Origin of the sequence: Alcanivorax sp. MD8A (assembly GCF_002888555.1) — a bacterium.
In the GTDB taxonomy this organism is placed as follows: domain Bacteria; phylum Pseudomonadota; class Gammaproteobacteria; order Pseudomonadales; family Alcanivoracaceae; genus Alcanivorax.
Genome location: NZ_AQOQ01000001.1, coordinates 58751 through 76787, shown reverse-complemented (window position 1 = coordinate 76787; position 18037 = coordinate 58751). Strand labels below are relative to the sequence as shown.

Here is an 18037-nt window from a genome sequence, read left to right as displayed (position 1 = left end):
TCACGGAACAGAAAAGGGGGCCGAGGCCCACCGCTGTCCCACATTTTTCAGGCTCCTCTTTGGGACAGGCCCCTCTTCCTTTGTGGGAGCTTGCTTGCAAGCGAATTCGGCCTTTGCGAACACGTCTTCGCCTGCAAGCAAGCGCTTACCCTGGAAGAATCTAGGGAGCCTCTGAAGATTGGCTCACCGCCAATTCATGTCTTCATATCACGAGATACCCTGCCGGCATGTCAGCCCCGCAGAGCTCCGTCAAGCAGACACAAACTGTGGGACAGCGGTGGGCCTCGGCCCCCAGTTCTGTTGTCACCGCTTTCCACCTCAGAAGCGTACTTTCATGCCCACATAGCCAGTGCGCGGCTTGTTGGGGCGAGCCCCTGCGGGATCACGGGAGACAATTTCCTGATCGTCAAACACGTTATCCACTTTGGCATACACTTCCATGTCGCTATTCACGTGGTAGGTGGCCACCACATCTGCGATCACGTAGTCACTGGTGCGTTTGAACGTGGTGCTCTGACCAGTACGGTCACAGCTGTTGTCGATGCACATGCCATCCGTGTGGCTGACCGACATCAATGCAGACCAGGCAGCGGCTTTTTCCAGGCCGAAGGTCAGGCTGGCCAGATGTTCAGGCAGGTAAGGCAGCACATCGCCATCCAGCACGGACAGATCATCAGCGTCCCTGGTGATTTCGCCATCGGTGTAGGTATAGGCCAGCCGAACCGGAACTCGCAGGCCATTGTCACCCTCCCAGGCCACGCTGTTCAGCCCCACCTCCAGACCGCGAACCTCGGATTCACCAAAGCTCTGGGTGCCGGAATCATTGCCATTGGGACATGGATTGGCGATGGAACAGTTCTGGATCGTGTTCTCATAGTCGCTGTAGAACGCGATCACATCGGCACTGAAGTTTTCCTGCCAGTAGCGGAAACCGGTTTCATAGTTAACACTCTTTTCCGCCTCGGTACCTTTCTGGGAGGAGGCTCCGGCCGGCGCAAACCCCTGATGCACACCAGCCAGCAGTGACCAGTTGTCATTTAGCAGCCAGGTGGCACCCAGGCCCGCCATCAGCTCTTCGTTGCGGTTTTCTGTCCGTGAACTCACCGTGTTGCGAGCCGGGTCACCCCAGCGCTTGCTCTTGCTCTCCACGTTCTCGTACCGCAACGAGCCGGTGACAATGAAATCCCCCACATAAGCGTGATCGATGATCCAGGCCGACATGGCATCGGCATTTTCCAGACGGTTATCACCGCCGGTGGGCAATGTGGACGTCTGATACACCAGGCTGCCATTAGTCTGATCGAAGGTGTCCGTGGGCTGATAACGATCCACTTCGTCCTGGTGGTAGCGGGCCCCTACGATCAGATCATTTTGCACAGAGCCTACCTGGAACTGGTGACTCAGTTCAGTCTGAATTCCTTCAGAAATGTACTCACGGTTGTTGTTCTTGAACACTAGATCAGAGGCGTCGGCGCTACCACGCAGAACTGCTTGCTTGACTCCACCATTGGTGTTGGCATCCGACACATAACCACCAATGCCCTGGCCATCAATACTGGCCAGCTTGTACCAGTTGCGGTTGAACTCGTTGCGGTACACTACAGAGTTCAACCGGGTATTTTCAGCAAACACCAGAGTGTGGCGCAGGGACACCGCATCCCTGTCATTGTCCATCTGGTCGATATCACTCATGCCGTAACGCCGGTTGGCATCACGCTCAAAATCCCGGTCGGTCAGCCCCAGATAGGTTTCGTCGGAGACTTCGCTGGAATGCTCCAGTTTCAGTTCCAGCGCCTGCTGGATAGCGGCGGTTTCCGGAGCCTGCCAACGTAGCTTGGCTACATAATCACGCTTGTCAAAACCACTGTCACGGTTGGAACGGTCAATATCCTTGAAGCCCAGGGTGCGTTGCTGATGCGCTTCCAGCATGAAACCAAACTGGCCCTCAGTGGCGCCATAATAGGCATGAGCTCGCTGAGATCCGTCCTCTCCACCTTCCACATTCACCATGCCTGAAGCACGGGCAGGAATCGGGGTAGACAGGAAATTGATGGCACCCCCAACAGTGAAGGGACCGTAGCGCAAGGTGTCTGGACCTTTCAGGACTTCAACGCCATAGAAACGACCAGCACTGGGAAAATAATAGGCTGCCGGTGCAGCGTAAGGTGCCGGGGCAATCAACACCCCGTCTTCCATGAGAGAAACCTTGCTGGAGCGGTCACGACCGGAGCCACGAATACCGATGTTCGGACGCAGGCCATAACCTTCTTCTTCCTGGAAATACACGCCGGGCACATCTCGCAGAATGCGGTGCACATCCGTGTTTTCCTTTTCTTCCAAATCTTCGTTAGACAGTACGTAAGCAGAACCACTGATACTGAAAGTATCCTGGCGATCCCCGAGGATCTGTACCGGTTTCAGTTCATTGGTCTGATCCGCAAAAGCCGGAGCTGCTCCGGTAGCCATGGCAGAGGCGATGGCACAGCAAATTAGGCGACGCTGTAAATGCATAAGTATTCCTTCCCGACGCAAATGCAAAAAATGTAAACATCGTAAGCACGGGAAAAATACAGTGAAGAAGAACCAACTTCAATTATTTATCATTCTCATTTATACCTCGTATCGTAATACCCTCCCCCGCCAGGAGAGGCTACCAGCAACCGATCACCGACTCTGGCGGCAAAACCAGTCTTTGACGGCAACAACCTGCCGTTATGCCGGTTTTCCCCCACTGCGCCATTCTTTCCGCCCGCCAGCCCCCAGGGCGCGGAACGGCGGCGGTCTGTGAGCAGGGTGACCTGAGCTTCCGCAAGAAACTCCAGCTCACGGACAAGACCATCCCCACCGCAGAACACTCCGGCCCCACCGCTGCCATGGCGAATACGGTATTCCAGTACCCGCAGCGGATAATGAGCCTCCAGGCTCTCGATGGGGGTGTTCAAAGTATTGGTCATGTGGGTATGCACAGCGCTGAGTCCAGCCCCGCCCGCATGGGCGCCGGCGCCACCGGCCATGGTTTCGTAATAATCCCAGCCCTGCTCCCCTGAAGCGCCCATGGCCACATTGTTCATGGTGCCCTGGCTGGCGGCGGGCACCGCCTCCGGGGCCGCCTGGGCCAGGGCGCCCAGCACCACATCCACCACCCGGGAGCTGGTTTCCACGTTGCCGGCAGCCACGGCCGCCGGACGATGGGCATTAAGCAAGGATCCCGGCGGTGCGGACAGGCTGATGGGACGGAACAGACCATCGCAGGCCGGCACATCATCATCCATCAGACAGCGAAAACAGTAGTAGGCCGCGGCGGCGACCACCGATAGCGGGCAATTGATATTGCCGGCCACCTGATCCGCCGTGCCGGTGAAATCCAGCGATGCACTATCGCCCTCGATACGCAGGGTCACCGAAATGGTGATGTCCTGCTGACCCTGACCGTCATCATCCATCACGTCCGTAAAGTGGTATTGTCCATCCGGCAGCGCCGCAATACGGGCGCGGGCGCGTTTCTCTCCGTAGGCATTGAGGGCATCGAACCCGTGACCAATATCTGCCAGGGTGGCCGCCATCTCCGCCAATCGGCGGGCCCCGGTTTCACAGGCGCTGGCCTGGGCAGCAAAATCCCCGAACCGCAGGTTTTCCATGGGCGGCGAATCGGCCCCTGGCAGCGGCTCCAGACCCGCCAGACGGCGGCACAGGGGAATCTGCCACTGGCCAGCCGCTTTCAACAGGGTGGGGGCAATCACCAGCCCTTCCTGCGTCAGATGGGTGGACACCGGCATGGAACCGGGACTATGCGCGCCAATATTGGCATGGTGGGCCCGGGTGACCGCAAAGCCGATCAGGGCGCTGTCCGCCGCATACACCGGTGCGACCACGGTCACATCCGGCAGATGGGTGCCGCCCAGATAGGGGTCATTGACCACCAGCAAATCGCCTGGCGTCCACTCGCGATCACTGACCAAATCAGCCATGGCATAGGCCATGGAGCCCAGATGCACCGGGATATGCGCCGCCTGGGCACAGAGCCGCCCCTGCGCATCGAAGATCGCGCAGGAGAAATCCAGCCGATCCTTGATGTTGGGCGACAAGGCACTGAGCCGCAGCACCGCCCCCATTTCATCACAGATACCGGAGAGGCGATTGGCGAAAATGCTGAGCTGGATGGGATTCATAAGGGCAATGAACAGTGAACAGTTAATAGTTAACAGCTAAAAAAACAGTGACAAAATCAGGCCGGCCCCAGCCTACCCTTATTCGCTGTTCACTGTTAACTATTAACTGTTCACTAAAATGTGCGCTATCATCGGCGGTTCCCGGCAGCCCACAGCTGCCGTTTTTTGTTTCAGCGAGGCTGAAACAGACGAATTTGCGTTAACGAGTCAGGGTAATGAGTCAGCAATATTTGATTCCCACCTACGCACGGCAGCCGGTGGCGTTTGTGCGCGGTGAAGGGGTGTGGCTGTTCGATGAGAACGGCGACAAGTACATGGATGCCATTTCCGGCATCGGGGTCTGCAACCTGGGACACTGCCATCCGGCGGTGAGCCGAACGCTGGCCGAACAGGCCGGGCAGCTGATGCACACCTCCAATCTGTACCGTATTCCCGCCCAGGAATCCCTGGCTCAGCGTCTGTGTGAGCTGAGCGGCATGCAGAGCGTGTTTTTCTCCAATTCCGGGGCCGAAGCCAACGAGGCAGCCATCAAGATTGCGCGCCTGTATGGCAACCGCAAAGGCATTACCAAACCCGTGGTAGCCGTGATGGAAGGCAGCTTCCATGGCCGCACCATGGCCACCTTGTCGGCTACCGCCAATGCCAAGGTGCAGGAGGGCTTCGGTCCGTTGGTAGAAGGCTTTGTCCGGGTGCCGTTCAATGATCCGGATGCGGTTGCATCGCTGGCCGGCAATCCGGATGTGGTGGCGGTACTGGTTGAGCCAGTGCAGGGTGAGGGTGGCATCAATATCCCGAATGCAGGCTACCTCACCGCTCTGCGTCAGCTCTGTGACCAGAATGACTGGCTGCTGATGCTGGATGAAATCCAGACCGGCAACGGTCGGACCGGGCATTACTTTGCCTGCATGGGCGAGAATGTGGTGCCGGATGTTCTGACCACAGCCAAAGGCCTGGGCAACGGTTTCCCCATCGGCGCCTGTCTGGTCGCTGGCAAGGCTGAGGGCGTGTTTGGACCGGGCAACCACGGCAGCACCTATGGCGGCAACCCGCTGGGCTGCGCCGCGGCCCTGACGGTGGTCAACACTCTCACTGACGACGTGGTCGACAGCGTCAACGACAAGGGCGCCTGGCTCAAGCAGGCCTTCCAGACCTCACTGGCAGATCTGGCCATGGTGACGGGCGTTCGCCAGAAGGGCCTGATGCTGGCCATCCAGCTCGATCGGCCCTGTGCGGAGCTGGTTAACCTGGCGCGTGAAGCCGGCCTGCTGATCAATGTGACCGCCGGCTCCGTGGTCCGGTTGCTGCCGCCCCTGGTGATCAGCCAACAAGAGATGCAAACCCTGGTGGACGGGCTGAGAGCCGTCATTCGCCAGTTTGCCGCTGCCCAGGAGGTCGCATGACTCGCCACTTCCTGACCCTCAACGACCTGACCTCCGACGAACTGGGTTACCTGATCCAGCGCGCCATTGAGCTGAAAACCATGCAGCGCAACGGCCAGCGTCACGAGCCCCTGCAGGGCAAGACCCTGGGCATGATCTTCGAGAAGTCTTCCACCCGCACCCGGGTGTCGTTCGAAGTGGCCATGACCCAGTTCGGCGGCGCCAGCATTTTCCTGTCGCCCCGTGATACCCAGCTAGGCCGCGGCGAGCCGATCGAAGACTCTGCCCGGGTACTGTCACGCATGGTCGATGCGGTGATGATCCGCACCTTTGATCATGCCACGGTGGAAACCTTTGCCGCGCATTCTGCGGTGCCGGTCATCAATGCGCTGACCGACGATTTCCACCCTTGTCAGCTGCTGGCCGACATGCAGACCTTCGTGGAGCATCGCGGCAGCATTCAGGGCAAGAAAGTGGTCTGGGTCGGTGACGGCAACAACATGTGTGCCAGTTATATCAATGCGGCCAACCGCTTCGACTTTGAACTGGTGATCAGCAGCCCATCAGGATTTACCCCCAGCGAAACACTGATGAGCCGCTACCCGGAACGGGTCAGCCTGCAGGCGGATGTACGCGAAGCGGTAAAGGGGGCCCATCTGGTGGTGACCGACGTGTGGGCCTCCATGGGACAGGAAGACGAGCAGGAAAGCCGTCTGAATGCCTTTGAAGGCTATCAGGTGACTCCGGAACTGATGGACCTGGCCGATGCCGACGCCCTGTTCATGCACTGCCTGCCTGCCCACCGCGGCGAGGAAGTCAGCCACGAGATGATGGACGACCCCCGTGCCGTGGTCTGGGATGAAGCCGAAAACCGTCTGCATGCCCAGAAGGCGCTGCTGGAATTCCTGCTGACCGGGCAGCATTGAGCCAACCCTCTGCATAACCTGCCTGGCGGGAACATGCCGCCTGACAGGCTGATGAAGCGTGGAGCCCACGACCATGAACAAGGCGTTGCTGAGTATTCAAAACCTGGCCTGTGGTTACCATCAACAGGCCGTGGTGAAAGATCTCAGTCTGTCACTGGCGGCAGGCGAAATTGCCTGTCTGTTGGGCCCCAGCGGTTGCGGCAAGACCACTACGCTACGTGCCATTGCTGGCCTGGAACCCGTCACCGATGGCAGCATTCGTATCGGTGAGCGCACCGTTTCCAGCCGCCAGCAACAACTGCCCCCGGAACAGCGCGGGCTCGGCATGGTCTTTCAGGAACATGCACTGTTTCCCCATCTCACCGTTGCCGACAACGTCGCCTTCGGTCTTCGCAAGCTGCCGGCCGGACAACGGGATCAACGGGTCAAGGAGTGCCTGGCTCGGGTTCGACTGGCCGGCATGGAAGCGCGCTACCCCCACGAATTATCTGGCGGGCAACAACAGCGGGTAGCACTGGCCAGAGCACTGGCCCCTCGCCCGGCCCTGCTGTTGCTCGACGAACCCTTTGCCAGCCTGGATCTGGATTTGCGTCGCCAGCTGGCGCGAGAACTGGGGGACATTCTGCGCGAGGAAAACGTCACAGCCCTGATGGTCACTCACGACCAGGAGGAAGCGTTTGCGCTTGCCGACAAGGTCGGCGTCATGAACCACGGCGAGCTGGAACAATGGGATACCCCGTATAATATCTACCACGCTCCTGCGACCCGGTTTGTAGCCGAGTTTGCCGGCTACGGTGCCTTCCTCCGTGGCGAAGTCACCACTGCCCACAGCGTACTCACCAGTCTCGGCGAAGTCTCTGGCCGACGTCAGGATACCCTGACACCTGGCACCGCCGTGGACGTCTTGCTTCGTCCCGAAGACCTGGTCGCCGACGAAACGGCCACCCTCGCCCTGCCGGTGACCCGACGCCAATTCACCGGCGCCACCATCCTCTACCACCTGCGCATCAGCGCCAATGAGACCCTGCTCTGCCAGACCGATAGCCACATCAACGTGCTGGAAGGCGATGCCCTGCATGTCAGGCTTGGGACCAAGCATTTGGTCACTTTTTTAGTTAACAGTGAATAGTTAACAGTGAACAGCTCGCGAGTTCGCGATGCTCTGAATTTGAAATGCATGAGGCCGCGCCCAGAGTCAGGACGCGGCCTCATGCATTTCAAACCCAACCCCGTGTTATTCCGCGGGTTTTCGCTGTTAACTATTCACTGTTAACTGCTCTTCAAGCCACCTGACTCTGATCCCGCCCACCACTCTTGGCCTTGTACAGGCCTTCATCGGCACGGTTGATGAGGGCGTCGATGGTGTCGGTGTCACGGTAGGCGGCGACGCCGACGGACAAGCTGACAGCGGCAGGGCCACCTTCAGCGCCGAAGCTCTCTTCGCGCCAACGCTTGCGCAGTCGCTCCGCCACACGCACCGCACCCAACTCATCGCTTTGCGGCAGGATCAACAGGAACTCTTCTCCTCCCAGCCGGCCGAAATAATCACCGTCGCGCATCCCTGCCATAGCCACCTGCGAAAACCGTCGCAGCACTCTGTCGCCCCATTCATGACCAAAGCGGTCGTTGATCTGTTTGAAATGATCCAGATCCACATAGCAGACCGCGAAGGGCAGCTTCTTGCGCACCGCGAGGGCGCGCTGGCGCTCCAGAATCTCCAGCAGATGCCGGCGATTGAACAACCCGGTCAGGTCATCTCGAATCGCCATCTCGCGCACTTGCTCCACCGCTTTGGCCAGCTCCCGGTTCTTGTCTTCCAGGGTATCGCGCAGACGGTTAATACCGCCTCCGGTAATCGCAAAACTGATAGCAATCATGGAAAACACCAGCCACTGCAAAGCCTCGACGGAAAAGCTCAGCTGGATCCAGCGATCATTCAACGCCAGCCAGAGCATGATCGCATAGGCCCCGCTTCCCAGTAGCGCCACCCCCACCATGGTCCTTCCTGACAAACGGAACGACACCAGCAGCAACCCGGCAAAGTAGAGCGTCACCGCACTAAGACGAAACTCATCCACATAGTAGCCACTGACCATGAACACCAGGGTGAAGTGCAGAATAAGAAACAGGGACAGGGACGGCTCACGCAGTTTCAAGGTCCAGCCAGAGACCAGCAAGACCTGATACGCCAACAACGACCCCCACACCCCGGCCAGCAATGCCAACCCGGTTTCCACACTGATCTGGAGATAGCCTTGACGGAAGTACAGCACGCATAACAGTGTATGCATGGCCATGATGGCAATAGCGGAGCGACCATGGCGCTTGAGAAGACGACGTTCATTCAGGGTAAACCGCTTTGCCTGGCGAAGGTCCTGATTCATGGCGCCTCCCCCAAAATCATGCGGTCACGGCCGGATTCCTTGGCACGATACAGAGCCTGATCCGCCCGGCGCACCACCTCTGCAGGCGACTCCTGATCGGCCAGCATGGCCAGGCCTGCCGAGGCGGTCACGGCCAACCCCGGGGCGTCGTCAAAGCGTTGACTGCGCATCCCCATCAGGATCCCTTCCAGCAGGTTGACGGCCTCAGCCTGGTCGCTGACCGGCAATACCAGCATGAACTCCTCGCCCCCCAGGCGGGCCGCGAAATCCTGGCCTCCCAGATGACGTTGAACCACTTCCGCAAAGCGCACCAGCACTTCATCACCGCAGCTATGCCCATACTGATCATTGATACGTTTGAAATGATCCAGATCCACGTACGCGACAGCCAGAGAAAACGCCCCTCGCGACGCCTGTCCGCACGCCTTGGAAAGCAGTTCCATGGCATGACGACGACGATAGAAACCAGTCAGTTCGTCCTTTACAGCCATTTCATGAATACGTTCGACCACCTCAGACAATTGCTGATTCCGCTTGCCCAGCAGGCTGCGGATGGCGGAAATTTCCGATGCCAGCAGGGTCACCGCCGCCACCATGGCCGAGAACAGGCCCCACTGCATCCACTCACCACGCAGATCGACCACTTCTGGCCAGTACAGACCCACCACCCCGAGAATCGCTGCGTAACTCAGCACACAGTACAGTGCCAAAGCAACAAACTGGCGTAGCGACGCCTGCAATACGCCCAGTTGCACCACCGCGAAGAAAATCATCATTACACACAGGCGGGCCTGATCGACCACCAGTGCGGTTACCAGCAGGCCAGTTGTCGACCACACCATCAAGGGGAAGATCATCGAAGGTTCGGAAAGACGACGGTTCAGGCCCAGCAGCATGAACGCCATGAACAGCAAGTGGCCACCCCAGATAATGCCGAACAGCGGGTAAAAGACCGCATCTCCACCGCGGAAAAAATCCAGCTGCAGCGTGATCCAGCACAGCAGCGTATGGGCACCGCCTCCCGCCAGGATGGCAAACAATACCCGGCGCACTCGCTGGCCCTGCATGGCTGCAGGATGAAGGGTCAAAGCATGATCCATTAAGGATTCCCAAAGAGTGTGGCCTCCCACCCGCACCACACTGATATGACGATTTAGTATTAATTATGCGTCAATACTAATGCTAAATGCCTATTGGTTCACAGTTTGACCGTCTACCAATTCGCACCGCCCGTCGCCAGCGGCCAGTAAACATCTGATTTACTTGAGGAAGCAGAGCTGCAAAGCGCGAGCGGCGATCCGGCCGCGAGGCCCTCGCCGGCCCTTCATTCGCGGTGGAAGCACCGCTCCCACAGTTTGTGGTGGCTTGCAGTAGGGAAGTGTCCGCTGGGAGAGATTGCATGCAAACGAAGGGGCGACTCGTGCCTGCATCCGGATTTGCCAGCCTGCAGACCGGCCACAGGCAGCAGGCAATAGAGTGGGAGCGGTCGTTCGACCGCGATTGCCTCACCAGGCTCTTCACTCGCGGTGGTGCCACCGTTCCCACACTTTGTGCTGGCTAGCAGTGGGGACCTGCCCGCTGTGGGAGATTGCTTGCAAGCGGAGAGGGAAAACGGAAGCGCAAGAGACTCCGAAAAGTTACTGACCCGCGTCCCGGCAGACCCGTGCCACGGCATCTCGCCAACCTTGATAACGACGCTCCCGGTCAGACTCTTCCAGTGCTGGCGCAAACTCGCGCTCACACTGCCAGCGCGACGCAACCGCTTCCAGCGAGTCGTACAAGCCAACCCCCAGACCGGCCAGATAGGCAGCGCCGAGCGCCGTGGTTTCGGTCACCTGCGGGCGATCCACACAGACACCCAGCACATCAGACAAGGTCTGGCTCAGCCAGTTGTTCACCACCATGCCCCCATCCACTCGCAAGGTCGTGGGACGGGTACCGCAGTCCGCCGCCATGGCATCGAGCAAATCCCGTGACTGGTAACACACCGCTTCAAGGCCCGCGGTGACCACTTCGGCAATGCCTGTATCCCGGGTCAGTCCCAGCAACGCACCACGCGCATGCGGGTCCCACCAGGGCGCCCCCAGGCCGGTAAATGCCGGCACCAGGTACACCCCGCCAGCGGAACCGGCACGACGCGCCAGGGCTTCCGTCTCACTGGCATCGCGAATCAGGTTAAGCCCATCACGCAACCACTGGATCGCCGCCCCCGCGACAAAGATAGAGCCCTCAAGGGCATACGTTGTCTTGCCGTTGACCCGGTAGCCAACGGTGGTCAGCAAGCGGTTTTCCGAAACCACCGCATCTCCGGTGTTCATGACCATGAAACAGCCCGTGCCATAGGTGCTTTTCACCATCCCAGGCTCGAAACAGGCCTGGCCAACCAGTGCCGCTTGCTGGTCCCCGGCAATGCCTGCCACCGGTACCGCCGCACCCAGCAACTCCGGGCAAGTCAGCCCAAACTCACCGGCGCTGTCCCGCACCTCTGGCAACACTGAAGCGGGCACCTGAAACAGCGCCAGCAACTCCTCGTCCCAGCACTGGCGATGGATATCAAACAGCAGGGTCCGCGACGCATTGGTGGCATCGGTCGCGTGCACCTTGCCGCGGGTCAGCTGCCATAACAACCAGCAATCGATGGTGCCAAAGGCCAGCTCCCCTGCCTCGGCCCGTTGCCGTGCACCCGGCACATTGTCCAGCAACCAGGCCAGCTTGGTGGCCGAAAAGTACGGGTCCAGCAACAAACCGGTGCGCTCACGCACGACCCCCTCATGCCCCTCATCACGCAAGGCCTCACAGGTGGATGCGGTGCGCCGGTCCTGCCAGACGATCGCCCGGGCCAACGGGTCGCCCGTGGCACGGTCCCACAGGACGGTGGTTTCGCGCTGATTGGTAATACCGATGGCCGCCAGCTGCTGCGCCTCCACATGCGCGTTGCGCAGTGCCTCACGACACAGCGTCAAGGTATCGTTCCAGATTTCCTTGGCGTCGTGCTCCACCCAGCCATCTGACGGGAAGTGCTGGCGAAATTCCTTCTGTGCCTGCCCCAGGGCATGGCCATCGGCATTGAAGACAATGGCACGGGTGCTAGTGGTGCCCTGATCAATGGAGAGGATGTATGACATGCGGCGAACACCTTGTTGTTTTGAGAACCTCTGAATAATGTCTTGCGTGCTCATCCATGATCGACAGAGACGCAAAAGCCGCGGCATTTTACCTGCCGGCAGACCAACAGATTACGCGATTTCGGACAGGTTTATGGACAAAGCCGGACTTCAGCCCATACGTACCAGAACGTGCTGTTCCTGCTGGGTACGCGGAAGCTCCACGGTAAATCGGGCGCCACCCGCCGGGCTCTCTTCGACGCGAATAACCCCACCATGCCAGTCCACGATACGCTTCACGATAGACAGCCCCAGTCCGTAACCGCCACTGGCCCGATGACGACTTTTATCCAGCCGGGCAAACGGCTTGAAAACCCGCTCGCGCTCATGCTCGGGAATGCCGGGGCCGTCATCATCCACATGGATCACCACCTGCCCGTCGGATTCCGACACCCGCATAACGATGGAAGAGCCGGCATACCGCAGCGCATTCGTGACCAGGTTTTGCAGCACACGATGCAGGTAGCGTTCCTCGGCTTCCACATCCAGCCGGGGGTTGGCACATTCGACCGTAATGGTGGTATCCCCCCGAATCGTCTCCAGCTCTTCTCGCAGTTGCTCACACAGCTCTGCCACTACCACCGGTTTGAACTCGATGTTCGGGGTGCCCTGCTCGAGGCGGGCATAGGTGAGAATCTCATCGATCAGCTGATCAAGCTGTTCGATGTCATGATCCATGGCGTTGAGTCTTTCCCGACGCATGTCGGCGGACTCGATATCAGCCAGCATCTCCAATCCAAAACGCAGCCGCGCAACCGGGGTGCGCAACTCGTGACTCACGGCCCGGGTCATTTCTCGCTGTGATTCGATCAGCCTGCGAATGTGCGCGGTCATGCCGTTAAACGTCGCCGCTACCTGCCCGATGGCATCGTTGCCCTCGATATTGGCGTACGCGCCCAGGTCTCCGGTACCCAACTGGCTTACTGCCCGGTCCAGCTGCTTGAGACGTCGCTGTAACGGACTGACCTGCAGATAGGTCGCAAATGCCACCGCCAGCAAACTCAGCGCCCCGGCAATCAGCAACAACTCAATCGGAAATTGATCAAACAGGCTCAGAGGCCCCAGCATCAACAACATGCCGGTCTGCGCTACCGGAGCAAAAATCCGGATACTGGAATCACGGCGGGTACTGTCATCCAGGGCAATCACCACCTCGCGGCGGTTGAGCCTCTGCTCCTGCTCATCGTCGAGGCTGACACTGTCGCGGCTCACCAGACTCAGGCTATAGCCAAAGTGCTGTTGCAGCCTCGCCAGCGCTGGCTGCCATTCGGCTTCCGGAAAGTGAGACAGGTGATTGAGGATCAGCACCGCCGTGGCCCGCGCCTGCTGCTCGGAGACCTTGGTCATGCGGGTGGTGATATAGGCATCTTCACCGGGCAGCTGGAACAGAATGTCCGCATAGCCCTCGCTGTCGTTGAGCCGCATGACTACCAGACCATCGCTCAGATGCAGATCTTCGCGATAACCCAGTTGCAGTTCCTGTGCATTTTTCAGGGTGATCTCGGCATTGAACAGCTTGCTGAGCACTTGGCTCCAGCGTTCCCGCTCCTGGGACTCATAGCGCTGATACCCCTCTGCCATCAGGTAGAAGGTGCCGCGAGCCATGGCTTCCCGGTACAGGTCCGAGCGGTAGTGGTTTACCAGTTCTACAGAGGCATAGGTGATGGCACCGATAAAACACAGTGCCAGCAACAAGCCCCCGTAGAGCCGCAGGAAAATACTATTCAAACGTCACCCGCGTGCGGCAGACAGATCAGGCCGCGCCGATTTCCTTGACGAACAGATACCCCTTGGAGCGCACGGTCTTGATACGCTTGGGGTTTTCCGGGTCATCCCCGACCTTGGGTCGAATCCGCGAAATGCGCACATCGATGGAACGGTCCTGGCCGTCGTATTGAATGCCGCGCAGTTTTTCGAAAATGGTTTCGCGAGACAACACCGTGCCGGCGTTGGACGCCAACAACCACAGCAGGTCGTATTCCGCGCTGGTCAGATCCACAGATTCCCCTGCCAGGGTGACTTCCCGGGCGGAGTTGTCGATCACCAGGACACCGAATTCCAACCGTGCCGGAGAGTTATCGCGTTCGCTGTCAGTTTCCACCCGGCGCAGCAGGGCACGAATCCGTGCCAGCAGTACCCGCGGCTTCACCGGCTTGGCCACATAATCGTCCGCCCCCATTTCCAGGCCCAGCACCTGGTCCATGTCGTCGGTTCGGGCCGTCAGCATAAGAATCGGGTTCTTGTACGCGCTGCGGACTTCCCGGCACACGGTCAATCCGTCTGCTCCCGGCAACATAAGATCGAGAACCACCAGATCCGGCTGCTCGGCACGAATCCGGCGAATGGCCTCTTCCCCGTCACTGACGACGGTCACATCGAGTCCATTGGCTTGAAGATATTCACAGGTCAGATCGGCGAGACGCTCATCGTCTTCCACGATCATGATGGCTGGCGGGTTATCCTGAACCGTTGTCATCCCGTCCTTATCCTTTTAGATGTCCTGTCATTATTGTCGTTGTTCGCAGTGCCAACCCGGCAACTGTTACAAACGTATCCCTACCGCATGTTTATACGCATCCGCATTCCCCACGGCAACCTGCAGGAAGGTTGTAAGGCGCCTCAGGCCCCGATTTCGGGGTGGCTTTTCCGTTGACAAACACAATATCTAGTGTTCCCCCGCACGGAAAAAGTGCGCCGGCAATGCACCCACATTGCTCCACAACTTATCCACAAAATTTCCCCAGGCGAAATGCTTGCAAAACCGCGATGCCAACTATAACTTGTACTGAACTCGAGCGCCGACCCCAATATGTTGGGTTTTTGTTAAACGGTCACGAGTTTTCAATCTGTCCGTAATCAACATGAAAAATGCCAGCGCGATCAGCCGCTTAGAGCATTTCAACCACTCAGGGACAACGGCAGACTCATGGAAGGGACACAAGATATAGTGGTTAACAGGCAATTCAGCCCACACCACCCGCAACAATGCGTTTTTTGCGCCATGATCCAGTGTCATGGCGCTTTGCGTGGTTAGCCCCACGCACCCTGCTGACATCAGCAGCAAGACCACACAACAGACAGAACAGCACCACAACGAGTACAACGGAGAGGGCACCATGCAAACGGATATGAGCCAGAACCCACAGGGCGCCGCCGCCCAGGCCGGTGACAGCACCGAACAGGACCAGAACATTGCCAGCACGGCACCGGGCCAGCTGCGCGTCATCAAGCGCAACGGCAAGGTTGTCAGCTACGATGATGACAAGATCACCGTGGCCATCAGCAAGGCATTTCTGGCCGTAGAAGGCGGTACCGCTGCCGCCTCTTCCCGTATCCATGACGTGGTGGCCCGTCTGACCGAGCAGGTCAGCGCGACCTTCAAGCGTCGTATGCCCTCCGGCGGCACCATCCATATTGAAGAGATTCAGGATCAGGTAGAACTGGCGCTAATGCGTAACGGCGAGCACAAGGTTGCCCGCGACTACGTACTCTACCGTGAGCGTCAGGCCACCAAGCGTGCCGAACAAGCCGCGACCCAACTGCCCGAGCCGACCCACAAGGTCGACATGAACGTCACCATGGAAGACGGCAGCAAGGCGCCACTGGACATGGCGCGTCTTGAGCACCTGATCCGCTCCGCCTGTGACGGTCTTGCCGATGTCAACGCAGACAAGATCATCACCGAAACCGTGAAGAACCTGTACGACGGCGTCTCCATCAACGACGTGAACACCTCCATGGTGATCACCGCGCGCACCATGATCGAAGTGGAGCCCAACTACTCCCAGGTCACCGCCCGCCTGCTGATGGACAAGATCCGCGCCGAGGCCCTTCAGTTCCTGGGCGTGGCCGAGCGTGCCAGCCACGAAGAAATGAACACCCTTTACGGTGCCGCCCTGCAGGCGTACATCAGCCGGGGCATTGAGCTTGAGCTGCTCTCTCCGCAGCTCGGTGAGTACGACCTGGAAAAACTGGGCGCGGCCATCAATGGCGACCGTGACCTGCAGTTCTCCTACCTGGGTCTGCAGACCCTGTACGACCGTTACTTCATTCACCATAACGACACCCGCATCGAGCTGCCGCAGTGCTTCTTCATGCGTGTCGCCATGGGCCTGGCCGTCGAAGAAGACAACCGTGAAGAGCGCGCCATCGAGTTCTACAACCTGTTGTCCAGCTTCGACTACATGAGCTCTACCCCGACCCTGTTCAACAGCGGCACCCTGCGTCCGCAGCTGTCCAGCTGCTACCTGACCACCGTGCCGGATGATCTGCACGGCATCTACGGTGCTATCCAGGACAATGCCATGCTGTCCAAGTTTGCCGGCGGCCTGGGTAACGACTGGACCCCGGTGCGCGCGCTTGGTTCTTACATCAAAGGCACCAATGGCAAATCCCAGGGCGTGGTGCCATTCCTGAAAGTCGTCAACGACACCGCCGTGGCCGTGAACCAGGGTGGCAAGCGCAAAGGCGCCGTGTGTGCCTACCTGGAAACCTGGCACATGGACATCGAGGAATTCCTCGAGCTGCGCAAGAACACCGGTGACGACCGCCGTCGTACCCACGACATGAACAGCGCCAACTGGATTCCGGACCTGTTCATGAAGCGCGTGCTCAACGAGCAGGACTGGACCCTGTTCAGCCCCAACGACACCCCGGACCTGCACGACCTGTACGGCGAAGCTTTCGAGAAGGCCTACCTGGCGTACGAAGAGCAGACCCGCAGCGGCGAACTGAAGCACTTCAAGCGCATCCCGGCCATCAACCTGTGGCGCAAGATGCTGTCCATGCTGTTCGAAACCGGCCACCCGTGGTTCACCTTCAAGGATCCGTGCAACCTGCGTAGCCCGCAGCAGCACGTGGGCGTGGTGCACTCCTCCAACCTGTGCACCGAGATCACCCTGAACACCAACAAGGATGAAATCGCCGTCTGCAACCTGGGTTCCGTGAACCTGGCACAGCACGTGGACGAAAACGGCCTGGATACCGAGAAGCTGCAGCGCACCATCAACACCGCTGTGCGCATGCTCGATAACGTGGTGGACATCAATTACTACAGCGTGCCCCAGGCGAAGAACTCCAACTTCAAACACCGCCCGGTTGGCCTGGGCATCATGGGTTTCCAGGATGCCCTGTACAAGCAAGGCATCAGCTACGCCTCCAGCGACGCCGTCCAGTTTGCCGACAACTCCATGGAAGCCGTGAGCTACTACGCCATTCAAGCTTCCGCCAAACTGGCGGAAGAGCGCGGCGCCTACGAGACGTTCGATGGTTCCCTGTGGAGCCAGGGCATCCTGCCCATCGACTCCATCGACATTCTGGTGAAACAGCGTGGCGAGGAATACTGCAAAGTCGACCGTAGCCAGACTCTGGACTGGAACAGCGTTCGCGAGATGGCCAAAAAAGGCATGCGTAACTCCAACGTGATGGCGATCGCGCCGACCGCGACCATTGCCAACATTACCGGGGTGTCGCAGTCCATTGAGCCCACCTATCAGAACCTGTACGTGAAATCGAACCTGTCCGGCGAGTTCACCGTGGTGAACCCGTATCTGGTGAACGCTCTCAAAGAGCGCGGCCTGTGGGACAACGTGATGGTCAACGACCTGAAGTACTACGATGGCTCAGCACAGCCCATCGAGCGTATTCCGGCCGACCTCAAGGAACAGTTCCGTACCGCGTTCGAGGTAGAGCCGCGCTGGTTGGTGGAAGCCGCCAGCCGTCGCCAGAAATGGATCGACCAGGCCCAGTCCCTGAACCTGTACATCGCCGAAGCCAACGGCAAGAAACTGGATGTCACGTACAAGATGGCGTGGCTGGTAGGCCTGAAAACCACTTACTACCTGCGCGCCATCGGTGCCACCCAGGCAGAAAAGTCCACCATCAACGATGGCAAGCTGAACCGCGTCTCCTCCAAAGTGGAAGAGCCCGCCGCAGAGTTCGGCCAGGCCGCGGATGTGCCGCAAGCCTGCTCCATCGATGACCCGGATTGTGAGGCTTGTCAGTAACCGTAGCCAG

At 59.0% G+C, this 18037-nt stretch carries 12 protein-coding genes; 4 read left to right on the top strand and 8 right to left on the bottom strand.

The features are described 5' to 3' along the window. Positions 1-318 precede the first annotated feature (318 nt). Positions 319-2511: a TonB-dependent receptor domain-containing protein gene (locus A15D_RS00270; protein WP_102790298.1), complete on the bottom strand. Its 2193-nt coding sequence runs from the start codon at positions 2509-2511 to the stop codon at positions 319-321. Between the two features lie 95 nt (positions 2512-2606). Further along, a complete protein-coding gene (locus A15D_RS00265) occupies positions 2607-4169 on the bottom strand; it encodes a hydantoinase B/oxoprolinase family protein (RefSeq protein WP_102790297.1) in 1563 nt (520 codons plus the stop codon). Positions 4170-4384: 215 nt separating this feature from the next. Here A15D_RS00265 and A15D_RS00260 point away from each other — a divergent pair, with 215 nt between their 5' ends. The 3 genes from A15D_RS00260 to A15D_RS00250 all read left to right on the top strand — a co-directional run bounded on the left by A15D_RS00260 (position 4385) and on the right by A15D_RS00250 (position 7603). After that, positions 4385-5569: an aspartate aminotransferase family protein gene (locus tag A15D_RS00260; protein ID WP_102790296.1), complete on the top strand. Its 1185-nt coding sequence runs from the start codon at positions 4385-4387 to the stop codon at positions 5567-5569. After that, entirely contained in the window at positions 5566-6474 is a 909-nt protein-coding gene (gene argF, locus A15D_RS00255) for an ornithine carbamoyltransferase (protein WP_102790295.1), read from the top strand. The genes A15D_RS00260 and argF overlap by 4 nt, the downstream gene beginning before the upstream one ends. Positions 6475-6547: 73 nt before the next feature. Continuing rightward, a complete protein-coding gene (locus A15D_RS00250; RefSeq protein ID WP_102790294.1) occupies positions 6548-7603 on the top strand; it encodes an ABC transporter ATP-binding protein in 1056 nt (351 codons plus the stop codon). 151 nt (positions 7604-7754) lie between these two features. Here the strand turns inward: A15D_RS00250 and A15D_RS00245 are convergent, their stop codons facing one another. The 6 genes from A15D_RS00245 to A15D_RS17110 form a co-directional block, all read right to left on the bottom strand. After that, positions 7755-8858, bottom strand: a complete 1104-nt coding sequence (locus tag A15D_RS00245) for a GGDEF domain-containing protein (RefSeq protein ID WP_102790293.1) — start codon at positions 8856-8858, stop codon at positions 7755-7757. After that, complete coding sequence (locus A15D_RS00240; protein WP_102790292.1) at positions 8855-9958, bottom strand: diguanylate cyclase; 1104 nt, start codon at positions 9956-9958, stop codon at positions 8855-8857. The genes A15D_RS00245 and A15D_RS00240 overlap by 4 nt, the downstream gene beginning before the upstream one ends. A gap of 537 nt (positions 9959-10495) precedes the next feature. Beyond that, a complete protein-coding gene (gene glpK, locus A15D_RS00235) occupies positions 10496-11983 on the bottom strand; it encodes a glycerol kinase GlpK (RefSeq protein ID WP_102790291.1) in 1488 nt (495 codons plus the stop codon). Between the two features lie 150 nt (positions 11984-12133). After that, positions 12134-13750, bottom strand: a complete 1617-nt coding sequence (locus A15D_RS00230) for an ATP-binding protein (protein ID WP_102790290.1) — start codon at positions 13748-13750, stop codon at positions 12134-12136. A gap of 25 nt (positions 13751-13775) precedes the next feature. Continuing rightward, complete coding sequence (locus tag A15D_RS00225) at positions 13776-14498, bottom strand: response regulator (RefSeq protein WP_102790289.1); 723 nt, start codon at positions 14496-14498, stop codon at positions 13776-13778. Between the two features lie 297 nt (positions 14499-14795). Continuing rightward, complete coding sequence (locus tag A15D_RS17110; protein WP_146026821.1) at positions 14796-15038, bottom strand: hypothetical protein; 243 nt, start codon at positions 15036-15038, stop codon at positions 14796-14798. 100 nt (positions 15039-15138) lie between these two features. On the opposite strand from A15D_RS17110, the gene A15D_RS00220 reads away from it, so the two are divergent. Further along, on the top strand, positions 15139-18027 hold the full coding sequence (locus A15D_RS00220) for a ribonucleoside-diphosphate reductase subunit alpha (protein ID WP_102790288.1): 2889 nt from the start codon (positions 15139-15141) through the stop codon (positions 18025-18027). Positions 18028-18037: the final 10 nt, after the last annotated feature.

Coding starts and splice junctions, on each gene's coding strand:
- A15D_RS00260 (WP_102790296.1), top strand. CDS start 4,385: ATGAGTCAGCAATATTTGATTCCCACCTACGCACGGCAGCCGGTGGCG.
- A15D_RS00265 (WP_102790297.1), bottom strand. CDS start 4,169: ATGAATCCCATCCAGCTCAGCATTTTCGCCAATCGCCTCTCCGGTATC.
- A15D_RS00240 (WP_102790292.1), bottom strand. CDS start 9,958: ATGGATCATGCTTTGACCCTTCATCCTGCAGCCATGCAGGGCCAGCGA.
- glpK (WP_102790291.1), bottom strand. CDS start 11,983: ATGTCATACATCCTCTCCATTGATCAGGGCACCACTAGCACCCGTGCC.
- A15D_RS17110 (WP_146026821.1), bottom strand. CDS start 15,038: ATGACACTGGATCATGGCGCAAAAAACGCATTGTTGCGGGTGGTGTGG.
- A15D_RS00270 (WP_102790298.1), bottom strand. CDS start 2,511: ATGCATTTACAGCGTCGCCTAATTTGCTGTGCCATCGCCTCTGCCATG.
- A15D_RS00250 (WP_102790294.1), top strand. CDS start 6,548: ATGAACAAGGCGTTGCTGAGTATTCAAAACCTGGCCTGTGGTTACCAT.
- argF (WP_102790295.1), top strand. CDS start 5,566: ATGACTCGCCACTTCCTGACCCTCAACGACCTGACCTCCGACGAACTG.
- A15D_RS00225 (WP_102790289.1), bottom strand. CDS start 14,498: ATGACAACGGTTCAGGATAACCCGCCAGCCATCATGATCGTGGAAGAC.
- A15D_RS00245 (WP_102790293.1), bottom strand. CDS start 8,858: ATGAATCAGGACCTTCGCCAGGCAAAGCGGTTTACCCTGAATGAACGT.
- A15D_RS00220 (WP_102790288.1), top strand. CDS start 15,139: ATGCAAACGGATATGAGCCAGAACCCACAGGGCGCCGCCGCCCAGGCC.